General features: G+C 73.4%; 16 protein-coding genes. 6 read left to right on the top strand and 10 right to left on the bottom strand.

The annotated features are described in order from the left end of the window. The first annotated feature begins 48 nt into the window (after positions 1–48). Entirely contained in the window at positions 49–441 is a 393-nt protein-coding gene (locus tag RR3_RS19625; RefSeq protein WP_064066110.1) for a DoxX family protein, read from the top strand. Here RR3_RS19625 and RR3_RS19620 read toward each other — a convergent pair. The 3 genes from RR3_RS19620 to RR3_RS19610 form a co-directional block, all read right to left on the bottom strand. Further along, positions 388–3,816, bottom strand: coding sequence for an ATP-dependent helicase (locus tag RR3_RS19620; protein ID WP_234420098.1), 3,429 nt, complete (start codon positions 3,814–3,816; stop codon positions 388–390). The two genes, RR3_RS19625 and RR3_RS19620, sit on opposite strands and share 54 nt — an antisense overlap. Then, on the bottom strand, positions 3,813–7,139 hold the full coding sequence (locus RR3_RS19615; RefSeq protein WP_064066101.1) for an ATP-dependent helicase: 3,327 nt from the start codon (positions 7,137–7,139) through the stop codon (positions 3,813–3,815). Before RR3_RS19615 ends, RR3_RS19620 begins: the two co-directional genes overlap by 4 nt. 165 nt (positions 7,140–7,304) lie before the next feature. Beyond that, positions 7,305–7,715, bottom strand: a complete 411-nt coding sequence (locus tag RR3_RS19610) for a PaaI family thioesterase (protein ID WP_064066100.1) — start codon at positions 7,713–7,715, stop codon at positions 7,305–7,307. A gap of 52 nt (positions 7,716–7,767) precedes the next feature. On the opposite strand from RR3_RS19610, the gene RR3_RS19605 reads away from it, so the two are divergent. From RR3_RS19605 to RR3_RS19585, 4 genes are all read left to right on the top strand, one after another. Beyond that, complete coding sequence (locus RR3_RS19605) at positions 7,768–8,319, top strand: winged helix-turn-helix transcriptional regulator (RefSeq protein WP_172603606.1); 552 nt, start codon at positions 7,768–7,770, stop codon at positions 8,317–8,319. Next, positions 8,316–9,092, top strand: coding sequence for an alpha/beta fold hydrolase (locus RR3_RS19600; RefSeq protein ID WP_010594704.1), 777 nt, complete (start codon positions 8,316–8,318; stop codon positions 9,090–9,092). The genes RR3_RS19605 and RR3_RS19600 overlap by 4 nt, the downstream gene beginning before the upstream one ends. Then, on the top strand, positions 9,093–9,389 hold the full coding sequence (locus RR3_RS19595; protein WP_010594705.1) for an MGMT family protein: 297 nt from the start codon (positions 9,093–9,095) through the stop codon (positions 9,387–9,389). It begins immediately after the preceding gene. A 432-nt stretch (positions 9,390–9,821) separates the two neighbouring features. Next, complete coding sequence (locus RR3_RS19585) at positions 9,822–11,558, top strand: NTP transferase domain-containing protein (protein ID WP_010594707.1); 1,737 nt, start codon at positions 9,822–9,824, stop codon at positions 11,556–11,558. 10 nt (positions 11,559–11,568) lie between these two features. On the opposite strand, the gene RR3_RS19580 is transcribed toward RR3_RS19585, so the two are convergent. From RR3_RS19580 to RR3_RS19550, 7 genes are all read right to left on the bottom strand, one after another. Next, positions 11,569–13,158: an FUSC family protein gene (locus tag RR3_RS19580; RefSeq protein ID WP_051059568.1), complete on the bottom strand. Its 1,590-nt coding sequence runs from the start codon at positions 13,156–13,158 to the stop codon at positions 11,569–11,571. A 65-nt stretch (positions 13,159–13,223) separates the two neighbouring features. Then, complete coding sequence (locus RR3_RS19575; protein WP_017679552.1) at positions 13,224–13,928, bottom strand: sirohydrochlorin chelatase; 705 nt, start codon at positions 13,926–13,928, stop codon at positions 13,224–13,226. Between the two features lie 45 nt (positions 13,929–13,973). After that, on the bottom strand, positions 13,974–15,131 hold the full coding sequence (locus RR3_RS19570; protein ID WP_061064829.1) for a uroporphyrinogen-III synthase: 1,158 nt from the start codon (positions 15,129–15,131) through the stop codon (positions 13,974–13,976). Next, positions 15,128–15,550 (bottom strand): nitrite reductase small subunit NirD, encoded by a 423-nt coding sequence (gene nirD / locus RR3_RS19565; RefSeq protein WP_017679554.1) that lies wholly within the window; start codon positions 15,548–15,550, stop codon positions 15,128–15,130. Before nirD ends, RR3_RS19570 begins: the two co-directional genes overlap by 4 nt. A gap of 56 nt (positions 15,551–15,606) precedes the next feature. Next, the gene (gene nirB, locus RR3_RS19560) at positions 15,607–18,120 is read right to left on the bottom strand and encodes a nitrite reductase large subunit NirB (RefSeq protein ID WP_017679555.1); all 2,514 of its coding nucleotides are present in this window, start codon (positions 18,118–18,120) and stop codon (positions 15,607–15,609) included. 44 nt (positions 18,121–18,164) lie between these two features. Then, the gene (locus tag RR3_RS19555) at positions 18,165–19,628 is read right to left on the bottom strand and encodes an MFS transporter (RefSeq protein ID WP_010594713.1); all 1,464 of its coding nucleotides are present in this window, start codon (positions 19,626–19,628) and stop codon (positions 18,165–18,167) included. Positions 19,629–19,724: 96 nt separating this feature from the next. Further along, a complete protein-coding gene (locus RR3_RS19550) occupies positions 19,725–21,020 on the bottom strand; it encodes an MFS transporter (RefSeq protein WP_010594714.1) in 1,296 nt (431 codons plus the stop codon). A gap of 55 nt (positions 21,021–21,075) precedes the next feature. On the opposite strand from RR3_RS19550, the gene RR3_RS19545 reads away from it, so the two are divergent. Next, on the top strand, positions 21,076–21,741 hold the full coding sequence (locus RR3_RS19545) for a FadR/GntR family transcriptional regulator (protein WP_010594715.1): 666 nt from the start codon (positions 21,076–21,078) through the stop codon (positions 21,739–21,741). Positions 21,742–21,744 lie beyond the last annotated feature (3 nt).

Genomic DNA, 21,744 nt, shown 5'->3' with positions numbered 1-21,744 from the left:
TGCTGACATCGGCTCGCAGCCTACGCGTCGGCCGCTAGTGTGGCGCGCATGTCCACCCACCCGTCCCAGCGCGCGGCGCTGCGGCTGTCCGCGCTCCTCCTCGGCGCGGGCGCGGCGCATTTCGCCTCCCCTCGCCCCTTCGACCGGATCGTGCCGACGGCGCTGCCGGGCTCGCCGCGCACGTACACGTACGCATCCGGGATCGCCGAGCTGACCGTGGGGACGGCACTTGCGATTCCGCGGACCCGCCGGCTCGGCGGGACGTTGGCCGCGGCGCTGCTGATCGCGGTGTTCCCGGCCAACGTGCAGATGGCCGTGACGTGGCTGCGGAGTGAGCGGCTCTCCCCGGCCGCGAAGGCGGTCGCGGTGGCCCGGCTGCCCCTGCAACTACCCCTGATCTCCCAGGCGCTCACGGCCCGGCGCAACGCCCCGCGCCGCTGACGCCGGTCGCTCTCGTTCGCCGGCCGACGGACGGTCCGCGCCGGCACTGCGCACCAGCCGGTCCAGCCGTTCGGCTCCGGGCAGGTCCTCGGGTGCGATGGTCCGTCCCGTGCGCACGTAGTGGAAGGCGGCCCGGACCTTGCCGAGCGGCGGCTCGGCCGGCCGGCCGGTCGCGCGGAACGTGCGGGCTGCCATCAGCTGCGCCCAGGCCAGGCGGTACGCGGCCAGCTGCATCGCCACCGCCTCGAGCCGGTCCTCGTCGGGCTCGGCACCGGTCTTCCAGTCGATGACCGTCCAGCCGCCGTCCGGATCCTCGAACACCGCGTCGATCCGGCCGCGGATCACCACCCCGGCCAGCGAGGTCTCGAACGGGACCTCCACCTCCACCGGGTTGCGCTGGGCCCACTGCGACCGCAGGAATGCCTCTTGGAGCCGGTCGAGTTCGGTTTCGTCGCCGCCGGCGTCGTCCGCGCCGGGCAGCTCGTCGAGATCGAGCAGCCGTGTGGCGCCGTACCGGCGTTCGAGCCAGGCATGGAAAGCCGTGCCGCGCCGCGCGAGCGGGTTCGGCCGGAACGGCAAGGGGCGGCGCAGTCGCGCGGCCAGCGCGGCCGGGTCCGCAGCCAGATCCACCAACTGGCTGACCGACATCTGCGCGGGCAACGTCACCTCGGCACGCTGCTCGGCACGACGGGCCCGTTCGGCGAGGAGCGCGTCGACGTCCGCGGCCCAGTCGTCGGGGTCGTCGTCCGGGTTCGCCGGAGGCGCGGGTTCGGGCTCCTCGAGTGCCGCGAGGACCAGGGCCGCGCCCTGCTCGACGAAGGGGCGCCGGAGCCCGAGGGGATCGCGGGGCCACACGGCCGTGTGCGGATCCGCGGTCATCGGGTTCTCGGTGCCGGCCTCCGGCGCCGGGGCCCAGATCTCGACGCGACCGAGTCCGGGTCGCTCCGCCACCAGCTCGTGCAGTTCGGACAGGAACGGGGACGGTCCCTTCGGCTCCGTTCCGGACTCGGCCCAGTGATGGCCGGAGACGAACAGGGCTCGTTCCGTGCGGGTGAGCGCGACGTAGAACAGACGCCGGTCCTCGTCCATCTTCCGGTGCTTGAGGGCGTCCTTGTGCGTGTCGATGCGGTCCTCGAGCGACCTGCGGTCGTAGACGTCCTCGAGATCGAGGACGGGGACACCTTCGCTGTTCTCGTCCGGCAGTGCCCGGTCGCCACGTAGCGACGGCGGCAGTTCCCCGAGGGCGCCGAGCCAGGTGCTGCCCGCCGTCGACGAGGGGAACACCCCCGCCGTCAGGTGCGGAACCGCCACCACCTCCCATTCGAGGCCCTTGGCCGAGTGCACGGTGAGCACCTGCACCCGCTCGGTGGCGACCTGCACCTCGCCCGGGGCGAGTCCGCCCTCGATCTCCTCCGCCGCGGAGAGATAGGCGAGCAGGCCGGTCAACGTCGCCGAACCGCGGCTCGCGTACCCGGCGACCACGTCGGCGAAGGCGTCGAGGTTCTCCCGGCCGACTCCGCCGTCGCTGCCGGCCCTGGCCTGCGCCTCGATGCCGATGCCCAGGACCCGTTCCACCTCCGCGACGAGTTCCGTCAGCGGCTGGCCCAGCCGCTCCCGCAGGGACGCCAGTTCCTTGCCGAGCGCGACGATGCGCGCGTACCCGAACTCCGAATAGCGGTGCGGTGGACCGGGATCGGAGAGTGCGTCGGCGATCCCCGCCTGCTCGGACTGCTCGCCCGGCAGGGCGCTGTCGAGCGCCTCGGCCAGGGCGGCCGAGTCGGTGACCGAGCCGCCGACGCCGAACCGGCCCCCGATGGCGAGTTCACCGGCCCGTCGCCAGAGCGCCTGCAGGTCGGCGGCGCCGAGCTGCCAGCGGGCCCCGGTCAACACCCGCACGGCCGCGCTGCCAGCCGTCGGGTCCGCGGCCAGCCGCAGCATGGCGATCACGTCCGCGACCTCGGGGGTGTGCAACAGGCCGCCGAGACCGACGACTTCGACGGGCAGCCCGCGGGCGCGCAGTGCCTCGGCGATCGGTGCGGCGTCGGCGTTGCGGCGCACCAGCACCGCCGCGGTGGGCGGCGGCGCCTCGGACTCCCGGGCGGCCGCGTACTCGGCGGCGATCCGCTCCGCCACCCATTCCCGTTCGGCCTCGACGTCGGTGTGCAGGGCGAGCCGGACGTCACCGGTGACCGGCTCGGGCTTGGCGCGCAGCATGCTCACCTGGACACCCTTGTGCCGCAACGGCTCCGACGCCGAGTTCGCCAGCTCCAGGGCCTCGGGGGGGTTGCGCCAGCTGGTGAGCAGCTCGAGCCGCGGTGCGGGGCTGCCGTCCGCCAGCGGAAAGTCCGTCGAGAACCGGGGCAGATTCGCCGCGGACGCGCCACGCCATCCGTAGATCGACTGCATCGGGTCGCCCACCGCGGTCACGGCGGGCATGGGGTCCTCGGTCCTGCCGGACGGCGAACCGCCGAACAGCGACGACAGCAGGACGCGCTGGGCGTGGCCGGTGTCCTGGTACTCGTCGAGCAGCACCACGCGGAACCGGGCCCGCTCGGCACGGCCCACCTCCGGGTGGTCGCGCGCCATCCGGGCCGCGAGCGACATCTGGCTGCCGAAGTCCAGCGCGCCCTCGCGGCGCAGCGTCTGCGCCAACCGCTCGACCAGGGGCAGCAGTTCGATCCGCGACTGCTGCACGTCGAGAATGTTCAGCAGGGTCTTCGCCGGGCCCCCACGTTGCTTGGGGCCCGCGGGCAGCGTGTGCACGAGTTTGTCCAGCTCGGTGTGCGCGACGCGCAGGTCGTCCGGCTCGACGAGGTGCTCGGCGAGCTGTCCCGCCAGCGCCAGCACGCACTCGGTGACCGACGCGGGATTGCGGTCGGTGTCGAGGTCGCCGTCCCAGGCGCTGACCACGCGATACGCGAGTTGCCACAGTTCGGTCTCGGACAGCAGCGTCGCCGACGGTTCGATGGGCAACAGCAGCCCGTGCTCACCGAGCAGTCGCCCGGCGTACGAGTGATAGGTGCCCACCTCCGGCTCCCCGGCGAGAATGCGGGCCCGTAGCCCGCCGGTGGGGTCGAGGTCGCGCACCAGCGGCGAACCGGCGAGCTTCGCGAGCCGCCGGCGGATCCGGGTGGTGAGCTGCTGGGCGGCCTTGCGCGTGAATGTCAGGCCCAGCACCTGTTCCGGGTCGACGAAACCGTTCGCGACGAGCCAGACGACCCGCGCCGCCATCGTCTCGGTCTTGCCGGCCCCGGCGCCGGCGACGACGAGCGTGGGCCGCAGCGGCGCCTCGATCACCGCGGCCTGCTCGTCGGTCGGCGGGAACTGCCCGAGCGCGGCTGCCAACTCGGCCGCGGTCACCGTCGGTGGTGTCACTGTCCCGTCACCTGCCTGCCCTCGTCGTGCGCCGGGCAGCTCGACAGGACCGGGCAGTGCCGGCACCCGTCGTTGACCCGGGCCAGGAACTGCGGTCCCCGGGTGGCCGCGGCTGCTTCGTGGATCACGTCACGCCAACGGTCGAGCGTCTCGGCGTCCAGCGGAGGCTGCACCCGCTGGGTGGCGCCCTCCTTGTTGTGAGGTTTGGCGACGAACACCAACCGTGCCCCGCCGGGTTCGGCGGCGGGCTGCCCGTCGATCGCGCCGGCCGCGGCGGCGACCTGGTAGGCCGCCAGCTGCGCGTGCTCCTGCGCCGCTTCCTTGGTGACGGGATGGCGCGCGGTCTTGACGTCGATGATCACCGGCCGCCCCTCGGGGTCCCGCTCGAGCCGGTCGATCCGGCCACGCAACCGCACCCGCGGCTCGTCGTCGGTCCGGGGTTCGAGGATGCCGTCGACGGCGATCTCGACACCGACCTCGGTGAGCTCGCCACGGGTACCGCGCAGCCACGCCGAGAACGTGTCCAGCATGGCGCGGGTGCGCTCGAGCTCGCGACGGGCGTACCACTGCGAGCCGAGATCGACCGAGTCCCAAGCCCGTTCGAGCGCCCGCTCCACCTGGTCCGGCGGGATCCGTCCGGCGAGCGCCTGGACCAGCGTGTGCACCAGGCTCCCCGCGACAGCGTGGGTGTTGTCGCCCTCGGAGCCACCGTGCCGCTCGAACATCCACCGCAGCGGGCACGTGGTGAGCTGTTCGACCGTCGACGGCGACAGCGGCACCGCGTCGGCCCCGGGGTCCCACAGTTCCTGCTGCGTGCTGGGTTCGGCGGTGCCGTACCACTGGTCCGGATGTGCGCCGCGCACCCGGGCCCGGGCGAGCCGCGCGAGCTGTGCCGCTGCCCGGCGTTGCCGCTGAGGGTCGTCGCGGGCCACCACGGGATCGCACACGACGCTGCGCAGCTCGGCGACGAGGGTGGGCAGCGCGAGCACGCGGGTGCGGATCTCCTCCGGCAGTACCGAGACGTCCTCCCCCGGCTCGTCGACCTCGTCGTCCGAGGCCGCGCCCACCAACTCGTCGACGAACCGGGACCGCACCATGTCGGTGTCGCCGCCGACCGATTCCACGGCGGTGACGAGGAGGGTGCGCCGCGCGCGACTGCACGCGACGAGGAACAGGCGGCGCTCGTCGGCCAGCAGCGGGGCGGTGCGGGAGAGCCGCGTCGTGCCGTCGCCACCGTCGTCGGCCCCGGAGACCGCGTCGATCAGCGTCTCGATCCCGAGCAGGGTGCCGCGGGCCCGCAGGCTCGGCCAAAGGCCCTCCTGCACGCCTGCGACCGCCACGACGTCCCACTCGCGGCCGGCCGCCGAGTGCGCACTGACGACGGTCACCGCCTCTGCCTGCGCGACGAGGCGGGCGCGGACGGAACCCGGGATCTCCTGCTCGGTGAGGTAGTCGACGAATCCGGCGAGCTGGGCGCGCGGCAGCCGGTCGACGTAGTCGGCGGCGGCGTCGAACAGCGCCACGATGCCGTCGAGGTCGCGATCCGCCTGCGCGCCGACGGGTCCACCGCGTTCGGATGCCGCGGACCACTTGCGTTCGAGGCCGGTGGCCTGCCACGCCTCCCACAGCACGTCCTCGATCCCGCCGCCGCGGCGCGCGGCCTCCCGTGCCTTGCGCAGCACGGACTGCGCCTTCTTCAGCGGCGCCGCCTCGACGTCGGTGAGGCCGTGCACGAGCCGTTCGGCGTCCTCGCTCTCGTCGTCGACGAGCAGCAGCCGCAGCAGTTCGGCCGAGTCACGGTCGCCCCCGGCGGCGAGTTCGACCCGGCGCAGGCCCCGGCGCAGGCGGCGCAGCGCGACCGGTTCGGCTCCGCCGACGGGACCGGACAGCAGGGCGAGCGCCTCCTCACCACCGAACGGCAGCCCGGACAGCGCCCGCAGCACGAGCAGCAGCCCGGCGACCCCGTGCTGGCGGGCCAGCGGAAGCTCGGATGCAGCTGTGGTCACCGGCACCCCGGCGGCCAGCAGGGCCCGCCGCAGCGGAGCGAGCGAACGCGGCACCGACCGCACCACGACGGCCATGCGGGACCACGGCACCCCGTCGACGAGGTGGGCGCGGCGCAGCGTGTCTGCGACGAGCGCGGCCTCCTTCGCCGGCGTCGGCAGCACCCGGACCCGCACGGTTCCCGGATCGTCCGAGGGGACGGCGGGTGCGCCGCGGTGCGGCGGGAGACCGGAGAGCCGCCGGGTGATCCGGCCGACGAGTTCTGCCACCTCCGGGGCGGCGCGATGGTTGGTTCCGAGCACCACGCGGCGGCTCGGGTCGTCGTCGGCGAGCGAGGCGAGAAAGGCCGGGTCGGCACCGCGGAAGGTGAAGACCGCCTGGTCCGGGTCACCGGCGATGGTGGTGGTGCGGGTGCCGAGGCCGACGACGCGCACCAACTGCGCGGCCTGCGGATCGAGATGTTGCGCGTCGTCGACGAGCAGGTGCCGGATCCGGGAGCGTTCCCGCGCGAGCAGGTCCGGATCGGTGACGAATGCGGCGAGGGCGGCACCGACGAGTTCGGCGGCGTCGAGGGCGGGCGCGGTGGCCTCGGGGGCCTCCATGCCCACGGCACCGCGCAGCAGCATGATCTGCTCGTACCGGGCGGCGAACTCGCCGACGGCGACCCATTCCGGTCGCGATCGCTGCTGCCCGAGCTCGATCAGGTCCTCCGGGCCGAGACCGCGTTCGTTGGCGCGCAACATCAGGTCCCGCAGCTCCACTGCGAATCCGGTCATGCCGAGCGCGGGCCGCAGCCGCTCGGGCCACATTCCTGCGCCGTCGTCGAGATCTCCGCGCAACAACTCGCGCAGGACGGCGTCCTGCTCGGCTCCGGTGATCAGGCGCGGCGGCGGGTTGCCGTGTGTGGACGCCTGCAGCCGCAGCACCGCGAACGCGTACGAGTGGACGGTGCGCACCAGTGGCTCCCGCGTGGCGCGGGGACCGCCGCCAGCCACCCCCGCGCGGAGCAACCCGGCGGTGATCGCCTCGCGGACCTCGGTGGCGGCGCGTCGCGAATGGGTGAGCACCAGCACCGATTCCGGGTCGGCGCCGGCGACGATCCGGGCGACGGCCAGGTCCACGAGCAGCGCCGTCTTTCCCGTCCCGGGACCGCCCAGCACCTGCCACGGCCGCCACTGCGGCAGGGGCGGCGAGTCCGCGAACAGCCGCTGCACGTCCTCGGGCCATCGGCGCTGCGGGGGTGCCTCGTCCGGCCTCGGCACCAGACGCACCTCGACCTGCTGCGGCCGGGCGTCGGGGCGAAGGTCGGCGTCGGTCATGCGGCCATTCCAGCAGACGGGTCCGACACGCCGCGAGCGGCGAAGACGGCACCGCCGCGAGCGGCGAAGACGGCACCGCCGCGAGCGGCGAAGACGGCACCGCCGCGAGCGGCGAAGACGGCACAACCGCGAGCGGCGACCATGAAACCGACCGCGAGCGGCGAGTCAGCCGGGCAGCGGAACGTTCTGCAGCCGGACCTGACCGCGCGCCAGGGTCCTGCCGCTCTCGGTGCCGGTGACGGTGACGAGCCACAGCTGCTGGACGCGGCCCTGCTGAAGTGGTTCGGCGACGACGTCGACGCGCTCACCCGTGCTCGAGCGCAGGAAGTCGGTGCTGTTGTGGACCCCGACCGCGAACTGGCCGCGGTCCTGGACAGCGGCGCTGGCTCCGGCGCTGGCCGCGGATTCGACGGCGGTGGTGTAGACACCGCCGTGCACGACGCCCCACGGGGTGTGATGGTCCCGCCCCAGATCGATGTGCCCGGTGACCCGGGTGCCGGAGACCTCGTCGAGCACGAGGCCCGCGGCCTGCAGGAAGGCGCTGTCGCTGGGGAGATCGGTACCGGTGGTGTCCATGGCGCCACGCTAACTTCTGAAATTGCAGTGAGCAAGGGGCTAGCCTCGGGGCATGCGCTGGTTGGAGACGGACACGACGAACTGTTCCGTGCAGCGGACATTGGACGTGATCGGCGAGAAGTGGACCCTGCTCGTCCTGCGGGAGGCGTTCAACGGCGTGCGCCGGTTCGACGACATGCGGCGGCACATCGGGATGTCCGAGCCGATCCTGGCCGACCGCCTGCGCAAACTGGTGGCGGCGGGAATCCTGCGCCCGGCGCCGTACCGGGAGGCCGGACACCGCACCCGCAACGAGTACCGGCTCACCGACAAGGGCATGGACCTCTTCCCCGTCCTGGTCGCACTTCTCCAGTGGGGCGACCGCTACTGCGCCGACGAGGACGGACCCCCCGTGGTGGTTCGTGACCGGGTGAGCGGCCGCCCCGTCGCCGCGGTGGTCGTTCCCGCCGGCACGGCCGGTCTGACCGCCCGCGAGACCGAATCCACCCCCGGTCCGGGAGCCCGGCCCGTCCCTGCCGATCGGCCGACACGGCCGCACCGGTCCCGTGCGAGCGCATCGGCTGCCCCTGGAGCCGGCCGCGGCCCTGACACAATCGACGGGTGAACGAACTGCACACCCACCTGTTCGGTCCCGTCGACGGTCCGCAGCTGCTCGCCCTGCACGGCCTCACCGGTCACGGCCGGCGCTGGGAGCACCTCGCGTCGCAGCACCTCCCCCATGCACGGGTGCTCGCGCCGGACCTGCGCGGACACGGCCGCTCCCCGTGGACGCCGCCGTGGAACTTCGAGACACACGTACGGGACCTGCTCACCGTCCTCGACGCCCACGCCTCGGGTCCGGTGCTGGTGGTCGGCCATTCGTTCGGCGGTGCCCTGGCCGTGCATCTGGCCGCGGCTGCGCCCGAGCGGGTGCGCGGTCTGGTGCTGCTGGATCCGGCGATCGGGCTGCCGCCGGAACGCATGCTCGAGATCGCGGAGCTGACGGTGCAGCACCCCGACTACACGGACGCGGCCGAGGCCCGTGCCGACAAGACGAACGGTTCCTGGGGTGAGGTCGATCCCGCGCTGCTCGACGCCGAACTCGCCGAGCACCTGGTCACCCTCGATTCCGGCCGGGTCAACTGGCGGCTGTGCGTTCCCGCGCTCGTGGCGTCGTGGAGCGAGCTGGCACGCGAGTTCGTCCTGCCCCCGGCCCACCTGCCCACGATCGTCGCGCGGGCCGCGAAGGTGCAGCCGCCGTACGTCACCGACGAGTTCCGGGCCGCCCTCGCCGACCGGCTCGGCACGAACCTCACGACACTCGACCTCGACTGCGACCACATGATCGAACAGGCACGACCGCAGGAGACGGCGGCCCTCGTCCGGAAGCTGCTGTAGGTGCCGGCGACGAGCGAGGCCGACGTCGAACGCGTCCGGGAACTGGTCGCGGCGGTCCCCGAAGGCCGCGTGACCACCTACGGCGACGTCGCGGCGGCGGCCGGACTGTCCAGCCCGCGCACCGTGGGCTGGATCATGCGGACCGACAGCGCGGACCTGCCGTGGCACCGGGTGGTCCCGGCCTCCGGGAGGCCCGCCGCGCACCTGGCCCACCGGCAGCTCGCCAGGCTGGGCCGGGAGGGAGTGCCGATCCGCGACGGCCGGGTCGATCTCGCGGCGGCGCGACACCGGTTCTGAACCGGCTCACACCTGGTGCCGCTGCACGCGGCTCCAGGACGGCCGCGCCGAGCCCGGCCGGCACGTCGACCGCGGCGAGTAGGTCCGCGACCGCTTGGGTGAACGGCCGGCGCTGATGGTCGTCGAACGCACGACCGGCGCCGAATCGGGTGCCCGGCGGCAGGACGAGTCCTGCCGTTCCGTCGCGGCGACGAGACGGGTGGAGCCGAGGCCGTCCCGCAGCCGGCAGCACAGCGACACCCCCGCGGGCGGTGCGAACCGCGCCGCCCGGGCAGGCACCGCAGCAGGACCTCCCGCACGCGTGCACCGGCCGCCGCGCACCCCGCCGACGCGGGGGCCGGTGTGGGATCGGCGGGCCGCCGCGCAGTCGTCACACGCCGGACTGACCCGGCCCGGCACGCCGCGCCGGCCGGCGTCGGGCAGCATGACCTCATGAGTTCGCTGACCGACGTGGAGGCCGTCATCGTCGCGGGTGGGCGCGCGACCCGCATGGGCGGTGTCGACAAGCCCGCGCTCGTCGTCGGGGGACGGCGACTGCTCGACATCGCCTTGACCGCGGTGGGCGGGTGCCGGCGGATCGCCGTCGTCGGACCACGACGCGACGATCTCGACCCCGCGGTGATTCAGGTACAGGAAGAGCCCGCCGGGGCCGGGCCGGTTGCCGCGCTCGCCGCCGCGGGCGTCCACGAGCCGGTGGTGCTGACCCTCGCCGCGGACCTGCCGTTCCTCACCGCGGACACGGTCGCCGCACTCGTCGAGGCCCTGCGCGGAGCCCCGGGATCCGACGCGGCGTTCGCGGTCGACGACTCGGGGCGGATCCAGTTCCTGCTCGCCGCGTGGCGTGGTCCCGCGCTCGCCGGCCACCTCGCCGCGCTGGGGGCGGATCCGGCCAATCAACCGATGAAGGCCCTGCTGCCGGAGCGATACGTCACGGTCCCGGTGGCGGGGACCGCGGACTGCGACACACCGCAGGAGCTCGCGCAGGCCCGGGCCGCCCGTTCCGGGCTGATCGCGGCCGACCCCGAGGCCGCGCGCGCGGCGCTCCGGAAGTCGCTGCCGCGGTTGCCGGTCCGCACCCGCGCGCCGCACGAGGCGGAGGGCGCCACCCTCGCCGCACCGCTCGTCGCCGCCGAGGCGCTGCCGAGAGCCGCGGTGTCGGCGATGGACGGATACGCCGTCGCCGGCGACGGACCGTGGCTGCTGCGCGCCGAGGTCCACCGGGCCGGCGCGACCGAGCCGTTCACCCTGCAGAACGGCCAGGCGGCGCGCATCGCCACCGGCGCCTACCTGCCGCCCGGCGCGACGACGGTCGTGCGCGACGAACACGTCGAGGTGACCGACGGCACCGTCACCCGGATACCCGATGCCCCGGTGCGCGACGACGCGCGCCGTCGCGGGGAGGACTGGGCGCCCGGCGTCGAACTCGCCGCGGCGGGCGTCGCCCTGGGCCCGGCGGTGATCTCCGCGGCGCTGAGCGGCGAGGTGACCGCCGTGCAGGTCCGCGGACCCGTGCGGGTCCACGTGGTCGTCACCGGCGACGAGATCCGCCGCGACGGGCCGCTGCGCGAGGGTCAGACCCGAGATTCGCTCGGTCCCGTCCTGCCGCGGTTCGTGCAGTGGTGCGGGGCCGCCGTCGCCGGGGAGGCGCACCTGCGCGACACCGGCGACGGGTTCGACCGGCTGTTCGGCGAGACCACCGGCGTCGACGCGATCGTCGTCGCCGGGGCGACCGGCGGCGGGGCCGCGGACCAGTTGCGATCTGCGCTGGCGCGGGCCGGCGCGTCGATCGTCGTCGAACGGGTCCGGTGCAAGCCGGGCGGGTCCCAGGTGACAGCCGTGCTGCCGGACGGCCGAGTGGTGCTCGGCCTGCCGGGCAATCCGGTCGCGGCCGTCGCGACGCTGCTGGTGATGCTGCCCGCCGTCGTCGACGGTCTGACGGGCCGCCGGCCGCAGGCACCGTGGACCGCACCGCTGGCGAACGCCTCGCAGGTGAGCGGTGACGTCACCCGGCTGCTGCCGGCCCGACAGACCGGCAACGGATCGTGGGTGTGCGACAACGCGGTCCGCACCGCGCACCTGGCGGGACTGATCGGACGGCGCGCGATCGCGCTCGTGCCACCCGGCGCGGAGAACGGCGATCCGGTGGAGCTGGTGCCGCTGCCGCAGTGACCGGCAACGGTCAGCCCGGATGCGTGAGGACCCGGTATCCGGTCTCGTGGAGTCGCCGGTGCTCCGGCCACCGGTCGCGCGTCCAGGCGGGTTCGGAGTGGGCCGCGACGATCGCTGCGGTCGTCGCGGCGTGCAGATCGAACTCCAGGTCGCGGCACAGTTCCGGCAGCGCGGTCCGCTCCCCCGCCGCGCGCGCCTGCACGATGGTGGCGACCGTCTCGGCGACCCGCGCGTCGGCGAAGCGCAGCACGCGGCGATGCGCGGACGGCAACACGAACCACAGCACCGCGACGGCGGCGAGCACGCCGATCACCGTTTCGAGCAACCGGTCGCGAGCCACCACGGTGAAGTCGTGCGGCACCCCACCGCCCCCGAGCAGCAGCGCGAGCGGCGTGATGAACACCATCGCCACCCCGTAGTTGCGGACGAGGTATTCCTCGGTTCCGGCCAGCAGCACCGCCACCACCACGACGACCCCCACCGCCGTCGGCGCCGCCCACACGACCGCGGCCAGCACGCCGAGGCCCACGACGGTACCGGCGAACCGGTGCAGACCCCGGTAGCTGCCCAGCACCCGGTCGGGTCCCTGATGCAGCACCATCGCCGCCGTGATCACCGCCCAGTCCGGTCGTCCGACACCGCCCGCGAGTGCCAGTGCGCCCGCGACGGGACCGGCCACGGCAAGGCGCACGACGATGGTCCAGGATCGGCTGCCGGGCCGAGCTGCCCGGGCGAGCCGGTATCGCGCCGACGGGCGCGGCAGTGGCGGTTGCGGTCGCAGGTCGTCGGTCTCGGAGGCGGCGCCCTCGTCGGTGCCCGCGACGAGGGTCGCGAGCCGCAGGTGCGCCGCTCGGAGCGCCCCGGTCAGTGGATGGTCACCGTCGCCGATCCGCCCGTCGTGCAGGCACATCCATGCGGCGTGCAGTGCCCGGACCGCCTCGTGTCGCGGGCCGAGCGCCGCCGGGGAGCGCAGGCAGGTGGCGACGGCCGACACGGCCGCCGCCACCGCGACACGCTCGGGCGTGCGGGGCCGGACCACCACGCCGGACATCGACACGACAACCGCCGTGCCCGCACCCACCGCCGTCCACGACACGACCGCGCCGACCGGCACACCCGCACTCGGCAGCGCCGCGGCGATCTCCAGGGTCAGCAGCGGCAGGAACGCACCGGGGGCACCGAACCGCAACGCGTCGACCAGGAAGGCACCCACGGCGACGACGGCCGTCATGACCGCCACGAGCAGGAGCCACGTCCACGACGCCCCCGACTGCACGAGCACACCGACCCCGGCACCCACACCGGCCAGCACGACGAGTGCCGCCGCGACGAACAGCACCACCTTCCACCGTGCCCGGTAGGCGCGACCCTCGCCGTACACGACGGCGAACGCCCCGAGGGCGACGGTCGCGGCGACGGGTCCGTGACCGAACGCAAGACCGGCGAGGCCGGGCAGCGCCACCGCGACGGCGGCGCGCAGTGCGCCGGGCCAGCGCCGGCCTCGCCTGGGCACGCCGAGCAGGAGCGTCCGGGCCGGCCCCGGTGCCGGGAGCGGCGGGCACGCCGCGTCACTCCGGGACCCGGCTCCCGGCTCTACCATCGCTTCGGACACGGGGATCGACGATACGGGGCGCAGCTCTCATCGCCCGCGCCGTGTCGGCAAGCTCACCTGCGCAGCGGCTCCGCGGTGAGCAGCGCCGTGGCCGCGGACCGGTACCGGTCGGCCACCAGGCGCACGATCGAGTCGTGCACTCCGAGCGGTGCCGCCACGCCGTCGGCGCCCGCGTCGGCGAGACGCGCGTGGAACAGGCCGTCGGCGAGCAGGTACGACGCGACGAACACCCGGCGCGCACCCGCGGCGCGCAGTTCGGCGACGACGTCCGGCACGCGTGGAGATCCCGTGGCGACGTACCCGACTCGCACGGCGACGCGCGCGAGGGCCGACAACATGCCCGCGGCCCGGCGCACGTCGCCGACGGCGCGCGGGTCGGAGGAGCCCGCCGCGGCGAGCACCACCGCGTCCCCTGGTCGCCAGCCGGCCGCGGCGAGGCGCTGCAGCTGCACCCGGGCGAGCACGGGATCGGGTCCCAGCGCGCGGGTGACCGCCACGGCGCGATGCCCACTGTCGGTGACCTCCCGGGGTACGTCGGCGTGCACGTGGTAGCCGGAGGCGAGGAAGGCGGGCACCAGCACGGTGGGTCGCCCGGAGCGGCGCAGCACCTCCGACGGCGAAGGCCCGAGGACGTCGACGAAGGCGACGCGGGTCGTGCCCACCTCGTGGGAGACGGCGTCGGCGAGGGCCGCAATCGTCTCGACGCCGCGCGGATTGCGCGTGCCGTGGGCGACGAGCAGCAGAGCCGGGTCGGTCATGGTCACAACTCCTGGTCGGGAACGGGTCGGCCGGGGACGATGCCCCTAGTTGATCGGGTAGTCCTTGTCGGCGCAGCCGGTGGGGTCCACCGCGAGCCGGTAGCCGCGCTTGACGACGGTCTGCACGATCGCGGGGGCGCCGAGCGCGGACCGCAGCCGCGCCACCGCGGTTTCCACGGCATGGGTGTCGCCTCCGCCCCCGGGCAGCGCAGCGAGCAGTTCCTCACGGGAGACGACCCGGCCGGGGCGGGCGGCCAGGGTCCGCATCAACGCCATCGCGGCGGGCGCCAGGCAGCGGATCTCCCCGTCGACCACGACGCACCGGCCGCGGACGCTGAGCACGTGCCCGCCCGCCTCGATGCGGTGGGCGCGCCGCGGCAGCTCCTCGGCGAGGTGCCGGGCGAGGGATCCGAGCCGTGCCCGGCCCGGCGCCGAGACCGGCACCTCCAGCTCGACCAGGGGCGCGGCCGTCACGGGACCCACGCACACCGCGGTGACGCCGGTGCGCAGGGCGCGCAGCATCGCCTCGAGCATGCCGGTGGCCTTGGAACGCAGCAGCAGCGACGCGACGGCCGGGGCGCTGGTGAAGCTCACCGCGTCGATGCTGTGGTCGGCGATCTGCTCGATGAGCCGGTCCATCGCGGTGGGATCGTCGGGCGGGGTCCACCGGTACACCGGGACCGCCACCACGTCGGCACCGGCGTCGCGCAGCACCTCGCACAGATCCGCACCGGGCTCCCACTCGGTCCGGGCGCCGTGCAGCTGCACCGCGATCCGCACCCCCTCCACGCCCTCCGCCAGGAGGTGCTCGAGCACCTCGGCGGAGGACTCGGACGCCGGGGACCACTCCTCCCGCAGGTCGGCCGCGCGGATCGCGCCGGTGACCTTCGGCCCGCGGGCGAGGATGCGGCTGCCGCCCAGGGCCTCGCCGAGTTGCTCGGCGAGGCCCCAGCCGTCCGCGGCCCCCATCCAGCCGCGGAAGCCGATCGCCGTGGTGGCCACGGTGATGTCCGGCGGGGTGTCGAGGATGTCGCGCGTCACTCGCTCGAGCTCGGCGTCGTCCGCGAGCGGGATGATGCGGATGGCGGGTGCATGGACGATCTCCGCGCCGCGCCGGGTCAGCAGGGTGGCGAACTCGTCGGCGCGGCGCGCGGCGGTGATGCCGATCGTGAAGCCGTGCAGCGGCACGGTGTCCTCGCTCACGAACGCTCGCCGTAACCGCGGTGCACGGGCACGAGACTGTGGATCTGGACGACTCCGGCCCACACCCGCACGTCGTACACGGGCAGGCGGACCGACGGGTCGTCGAGGCAGCGTCCGTCGTCCAGCGAGAAGACCTGTTTGAGCAGCGGGGACGCGACGGTCGGCTCCCCGCTGCGGTCGCCGACGATCCCGCGCGACATCACCGCGGCCCGGCCGAACGGGTCGAAGTTGCCCACCGCCCGCAACGTGCCGTCGTCGAGCAGGAACAGTGCGACCTGCTCCCCGCCGCGCAGCAGCACGGCGACGCCGCGACCGGGGATGAGGTGGCTGAGCGGGCAGGCCGACGTCCATTCCAGACGCCCGTCGTACACGGTGGCGCGCGACGCGCGTTCGGCAGTGTGCGTCTCGATGACGGTCATGAATGTCCTCCTTGGAACTACGGACGGAATTCTCCGGGGCCGGTGTTTCTCGGGGGTTAACCCGAGATTCCCTCGCGGTAAGAGGGCATTCCGACCAGTACCGGCACCTTCCGCTTGCCCGAGTCGTCGAACCGCACGGTCGGGTCGGCAACGTCGGGGGCGTTGACGAACGACACGAACCGGGACAGCTTCTCGGGATCCTCCAGGACGCCGGCCCACTCGTCCCGGTATCCGGCGACGTGCCTGGCCATCGCCGCCTCGAGCTCGCCGGCGATGCCGAGACTGTCCTCGCACACGACCGCCTTCAGGTGCTCGAGACCGCCGTCGAGGGCCTCGAGCCAGGGCGCGGTGCGCTGCAGCCGGTCGGCGGTGCGCACGTAGAACATCAGGAACCGGTCGATGTACTTCACGAGCGTCTCGTCGTCGAGACCGCCGGCGAGCAGCTGCGCATGCTTGGGCGACTGGCCGCCGTTACCGCACACGTACAGGTTCCAGCCGCTCTCGGTCGCGATCACCCCGACGTCCTTGCCGCGCGCCTCGGCGCACTCGCGTGCGCAGCCGGAGACACCGAACTTGAGCTTGTGCGGGGAGCGCAACCCGCGGTAGCGCAGCTCGAGGTCGACGGCCATGCCGACCGAGTCCTGCACGCCGTACCGGCACCAGGTCGATCCCACACAGCTCTTCACGGTGCGCAACGACTTGCCGTAGGCCTGGCCGGACTCCATGCCGGCGTCGACGAGTCGCTTCCAGATGAGCGGCAGCTGCTCGACCCGCGCGCCGAACAGGTCGATGCGCTGTCCTCCGGTCATCTTGACGTACAGCCCGAAGTCGCGGGCGACCTCGCCGATGACGATGAGCTGCTCGGGGGTGCACTCCCCGCCGGGCATCCGCGGCACCACCGAGTAGGTGCCGTTCTTCTGGATGTTGGCCAGGAAGTGGTCGTTGGTGTCCTGCAGCGCCGCCTGCTGCCGGCCCAGGATGTGATCCGAGTCGGTCGAGGCGAGGATCGAGGCGACGACGGGTTTGCAGATGTCGCAGCCGGTCCCCCGGCCGTACTTGGCGATCAGTGCCGAGAACGTGCGGGTGTCGGTGGCCTGCACGATCTGGAAAAGCTCGGCCCGGGACTGATCGAAGTGCTCGCACAGCGCCTTCGACATGACCACGCCGGACGCCGCGAGGAGCTGCTTGACGGTGGGCAGGCACCCGCCGCACGTGGTGCCGGCGCCCGTGCACGCCTTGACCTGGGCGATGTCGCACGCGCCGTCGGCGATGGCGCCGCAGATCGCCCCCTTGGTGACCCCGTTGCACGAGCACACCTCGGCGTCGTCGGGCAGCGACCCGGCGCCCGGCTTCTCCCCCGCCGGCGAGATCAGCGCCGCAGGGTCGCCGGGCAGCTCCCGGCCGACGAGCGGCCGCAGCGACCCGTACGCGGAGGCGTCGCCGACGAGGATGCCGCCGAGCAGTGTCTTCGCGTCGTCCGAGACGACCAGCTTGGCGTAGGTGCCCTTGGCCGCGTCCGACAGCACGACCTCGAGGGCGCCCGGGGTGGCGGCGTGCGCGTCGCCGAAGCTCGCGACGTCGACCCCGAGCAGCTTGAGTTTGGTCGACAGGTCGGCCCCCGGGAACTCGGCGCCGCCGCCGACGAGCCGGTCGGCCACGACCTCTGCCGTGCTGTAGCCGGGCGCGACGAGTCCGTAGCAGGTGCCGTCGACGGCGGCACATTCGCCGACGGCGTAGATCGCGTCGTCGGTCGTGCTGCGGCAGCCGAGGTCGGTGCGGACGCCGCCGCGGGGGCCCAGCTCGAGCCCCGCGTCGCGGGCCAGCTCGTCGCGGGGGCGCACCCCGGCCGAGAACACGAGCAGCGCGGCGTCGATCACCGATCCGTCGGACAGTTCCACCCGCAACCCGTCGGGACCGTCGGTGATCCCGGCGGTGCCGACGCCCGTGTGCACCGTCAGGCCGAGGTCGGTGACGAGGCGGGCGAGGAGCGCGCCGCCGCCCTCGTCGACCTGCAGTGGCATGAGCCGCGGCGCGAACTCGACGACGTGCGGTGTCAGGCCGAGCATCCGCAGCGCGTTGGCCGCCTCCAGCCCGAGGAGTCCACCACCGACGACGACGCCGACCGCACCCGGCGCGGCCTGCTGCGCGCCGGCCCGGATGCCGTCGAGGTCGTCGAGGGTGCGGTAGACGAAGCACCCGGCCAGATCCTTGCCGGGAATCGGCGGGACGAAGGGGTACGAGCCGGTGGCCAGGACGAGCGCGTCGTACCCGATCACCTCGCCGGCGTCGGTGGTGACGGTGCGCCCGGCCCGGTCGATCGCCGCGGCCCGGGTGCCGATCCTCAGGTCGACCAGGTCGTCACCCTCGTACTCGTTGCCGGCGAGGGCGAGTTCTCTCGAATCCCAGGAACCGACGTACGAGGACAGTCCCACGCGGTCGTAGGCGGGCAGCGGCTCTTCGCACAGGATCGTCACCGACCAGAGGTCGTTCTCGTCACGGGTGCGCAGCGCCTCGACGAATCGGTGGCCCACCATGCCGTGCCCGACGACGACGACAGACTTGTGGCTCATACCGTTTCCTTCTTCCTTGGTGTGCGGGTGGGGCCGGGGCGCCCTCAGGCGCGGACGGCCACGGTGGTGACGTCGCGCTCGGCGGGCGTCTGCCCGGTGGGGGCGCTGGGGCGGCGCAGGAACACGGCCCAGGTGACGACGATGCAGACCAGGTAGAAGGCGAGGAACACCCAGAACGCCATGGTCGCCGACTTGGCTTCGCTGCTGTAGGAGGCGCGCAGCACCAGGTTGATCCCGACGCCGCCGAGACCGCCGATGGCGCCGGCGAAACCGATCAGGGCGCCGGACATGCTGCGCGCCCAGGCGGCCTTCCCGGCCCTGTCGAGCGAGTCGAGGCTCTGCGCCTTGGCTTCGAAGACGGACGGGATCATCTTGTAGACGGAGCCGTTGCCGATACCCGAGAGCAGGAACAGGGCGATGAACCCGAGGACGAAGGTCACCATGATTCCGCCGGTGGCGGCGCCGGCGGTGGCGTCGTCGAGGGTGCCGGCGGTGACGAGCAGTCCGGCCGCGAGGGCCATTGCCGCGAACGTGTACAGCGTGATCCGGCCGCCCCCGATGCGGTCGGCCAGCTTGCCGCCGAGCGGCCGGGCGATCGATCCGAGCAGCGGACCGACGAACGCGATCTGTGCGGCGTGCAGGGCCGCCTCGGCGGCGGTCGCGCCCCCGGCGAGGAAGTTGATCTGCAGTACCTGGCCGAACGCGAAGCTGAAACCGATGAAGGAGCCGAAGGTGCCGATGTAGAGGAAGCTCAGGATCCACGAGTCGCGGTAGCGCAGGGATTCCCCCATCGCTCGCAGGTCGGCGCGCTGATCACCGAGGTTGTCCATGAACAGGGCCGCGCCGAGCGCGGCGAAGGCACACAGCACCAGGTAGACGGCACACACGATCCACGGTTCGGTGTTGCCGACGGTGGCGATGACGAGCAGGCCGACGAGCTGCACCACCGGCACGCCGATGTTGCCGCCGCCCGCGTTCAGGCCCAGCGCCCAACCCTTGAGCCGTTGCGGGTAGAAGGCGTTGATGTTGGTCATCGACGACGCGAAGTTGCCGCCGCCGAGGCCGGCGATCGCGGCCACCACCAGGAAGGTGGTGTAGGAGAAGCCGGGGTTGAGCATGAGGTACAGGGTCGCGACGGTGGGGATCAGCAGCACCAGCGCGCTGAACACGGTCCAGTTGCGACCGCCGAACCGGGCTGTGGCGACCGTGTAGGGGATGCGCAGCAGCGAACCGACCAGGGTAGGCACGGCGACGAGGAAGAACTTGCCGGCGGCATCGATGCCGTAGACGTCGGTCGGCATGAACAGCACCATCACGGACCAGATGGACCAGACGGAGAAGCCGACGTGCTCGGCCAGGACGGACCAGATCAGGTTCCGCTTCGCGATCTCCTTGCCGCCGGCGTCCCATGCCGCCGTGTCCTCGGCGTCCCAGTGTTCGATGCGGTGCTTGCGGGCGAACTTCGCACGCAGGCCTTCGGTCGGTGATATTCCGGTCGTTGCGGCCACCCCATGCCCCTTCCTCGGGTCGGTATCGATGGACCCAAGGTAGGAAACGGGTGTTGCCGCGGTGCTGCCCTCGGTGACTGCCGCGTCAAGAGATGCTCACCTGCGGCAGGAGGTCTCCGTGAGGTCGTCGCCGCGGGGGTGCGCGGGGTGCGGATCGGCGCCGGAGCCGCCCCAGGTGTCCTCGACGTACCGCGGCCGGCAGGCCACCCGGCCGGCGATCAGGACCACGAACGCGGCGCCGCCGAGGAACACGAACGGTGCCGTCCAGCCACCGGTGATCTCGCGCAGCACCCCGACCAGGACCGGTCCGGCGCAGGCGACGGTGTACCCGAGGCCCTGGGTGAACCCGGACAGCGCCGCCGACGCCGCATGGGTGCGGGTGCGCAGGTTGATCAGGGTCAGTGCCATGGGGAAGGTGGTCGGCCCGACGCCGATCGCCAGCACCCACAGGGCGGTGGCCGTCAGCGGTGCGAGCAGCAGGCCGGTGAACCCCACGGCGTAGCTCGCCACGCACACGAGGACGAGCGGGAAGGGATCCCGCATGCGGGCGCACGCGGCGGGGGCGACGAACGAGGCCGCCAGGCCGACGAAGGAGAACAGCGCGGTCATCGCGCCCCCGAGTGCCTCGCTGCCCCCGGCGTCGAGCAGTACGGCGGGAATCCAGGTGAACATCGAGTAGGTGATCAGGGAGGTCATGCCGAACATGCCGGCCATGCCCCATGCGACGGGCGAGCGCCACACCCGGCCGGGTGCAGGGGCGGAAGGGGGCGCGTCGCGGGTGCCCGGCTTCGCACCCCGGGCCCGGTGGAGTACGCCGATCCACGGAATCGCCGCGGCGAACGCCCACGCCGCCCACAGACCGATCGACCAGCGCCACCCCGCGGCTTCCGCGACGGGGACCGCGGCCAGGGCGGGCAACACGGTGCCGATCTGGACGCCGACGATGTAGACGGTGCTCACGACGGCGAGCCGGTCGGAGAAGTACCGCTTGACCAGCGGCGGGATCACCACGTTGCCGACGCCCATTCCGGCGAGGGCGAGCGCCGAGAACGCGAGCAGTGTCCACGTCTCGTGAGTCAGCGCGCGGGCCGCCATGCCGACTCCGGCGGCCAGCATCGCGATCAGGGCCGTGGTCTCGAGCCCCGCTCGCCGTGCGATGACCGGGGTGAGGAGACCGAACGCCGCGAACATCGCGGTCGGCACCATCCCGAAGACACCCACGACGGCAGGCGCGAAGCCGAGTTCGGCGCGGATCTGTTCGGCAAGGGGACTGAACGAGGTCACGGCGAGGCGCAGCGTGAGGGCGGACATCACGATCGCGACGAAGACGAGGAGACGTCCCCGCAGCAGGGACGTGGATCCGGCATCGGTGACAACCACGGAGCGAATCATAGGATGACCCGATGTATATCGTCGAAGGCGTTTTCCGGATGCAGGAAGGAGCCCCATGCGCACCGTGCGACGCACCGGTCTCGTCGCCCAGGTCACCGAGCAGTTACGCGGCCACATCCGCACCGGCGCCTGGGCAGTGGGCACCCGCATCCCGACCGAACCCACCCTGGCCGAGCTGACCGGCACGGGCCGCAACACCGTGCGCGAGGCCGTCCAGGCACTCGTGCATTCGGGGCTGCTCGAGCGACGGCAGGGATCGGGCACCTACGTGGTCGCCACCTCGGAGGTGGGCAGCGCACTCGGCACCTACTTCGCCGACGCCCACGAACAGGACGTGCTCGAACTGCGGCAGGCGCTCGACGTCACCGCCGCGGCGCTCGCCGCGCAGCGCCGCACCCGGGCGGACGCAGAACACCTGACCGAACTGTTCGACGCGCGGATGCGCGCGTGGGCGGACCCGCGTTCGGCCGCCGCCCTCGCCGCCGACGTCGCCCTGCACCGCGCGATCGTCGCGGCCAGCCACAACGCCGTGTACCTCGAGTTCTACGACTCGCTGATACCCGTCATCGAGGAGACGATCCGCCGTCGCGTCGAAGAGACCGGCGCAGGCTTCCACGACGAGCACCGCGAACTGGTGCTCGCCGTCGTCGCAGGAGACCCGGGTCGCGCCGCGGCCGCCGCCCTCGCGATGTTCGGGGAGCTGCGCGGCAGTGACGCCTAGAGG

Source organism: Rhodococcus ruber NBRC 15591 (assembly GCF_001894945.1).
Lineage (GTDB): Bacteria > Actinomycetota > Actinomycetes > Mycobacteriales > Mycobacteriaceae > Rhodococcus > Rhodococcus ruber.
The sequence above is the reverse complement of the archived record's forward strand: the minus strand, read 5'-3'. Positions and strand labels throughout refer to the sequence as shown.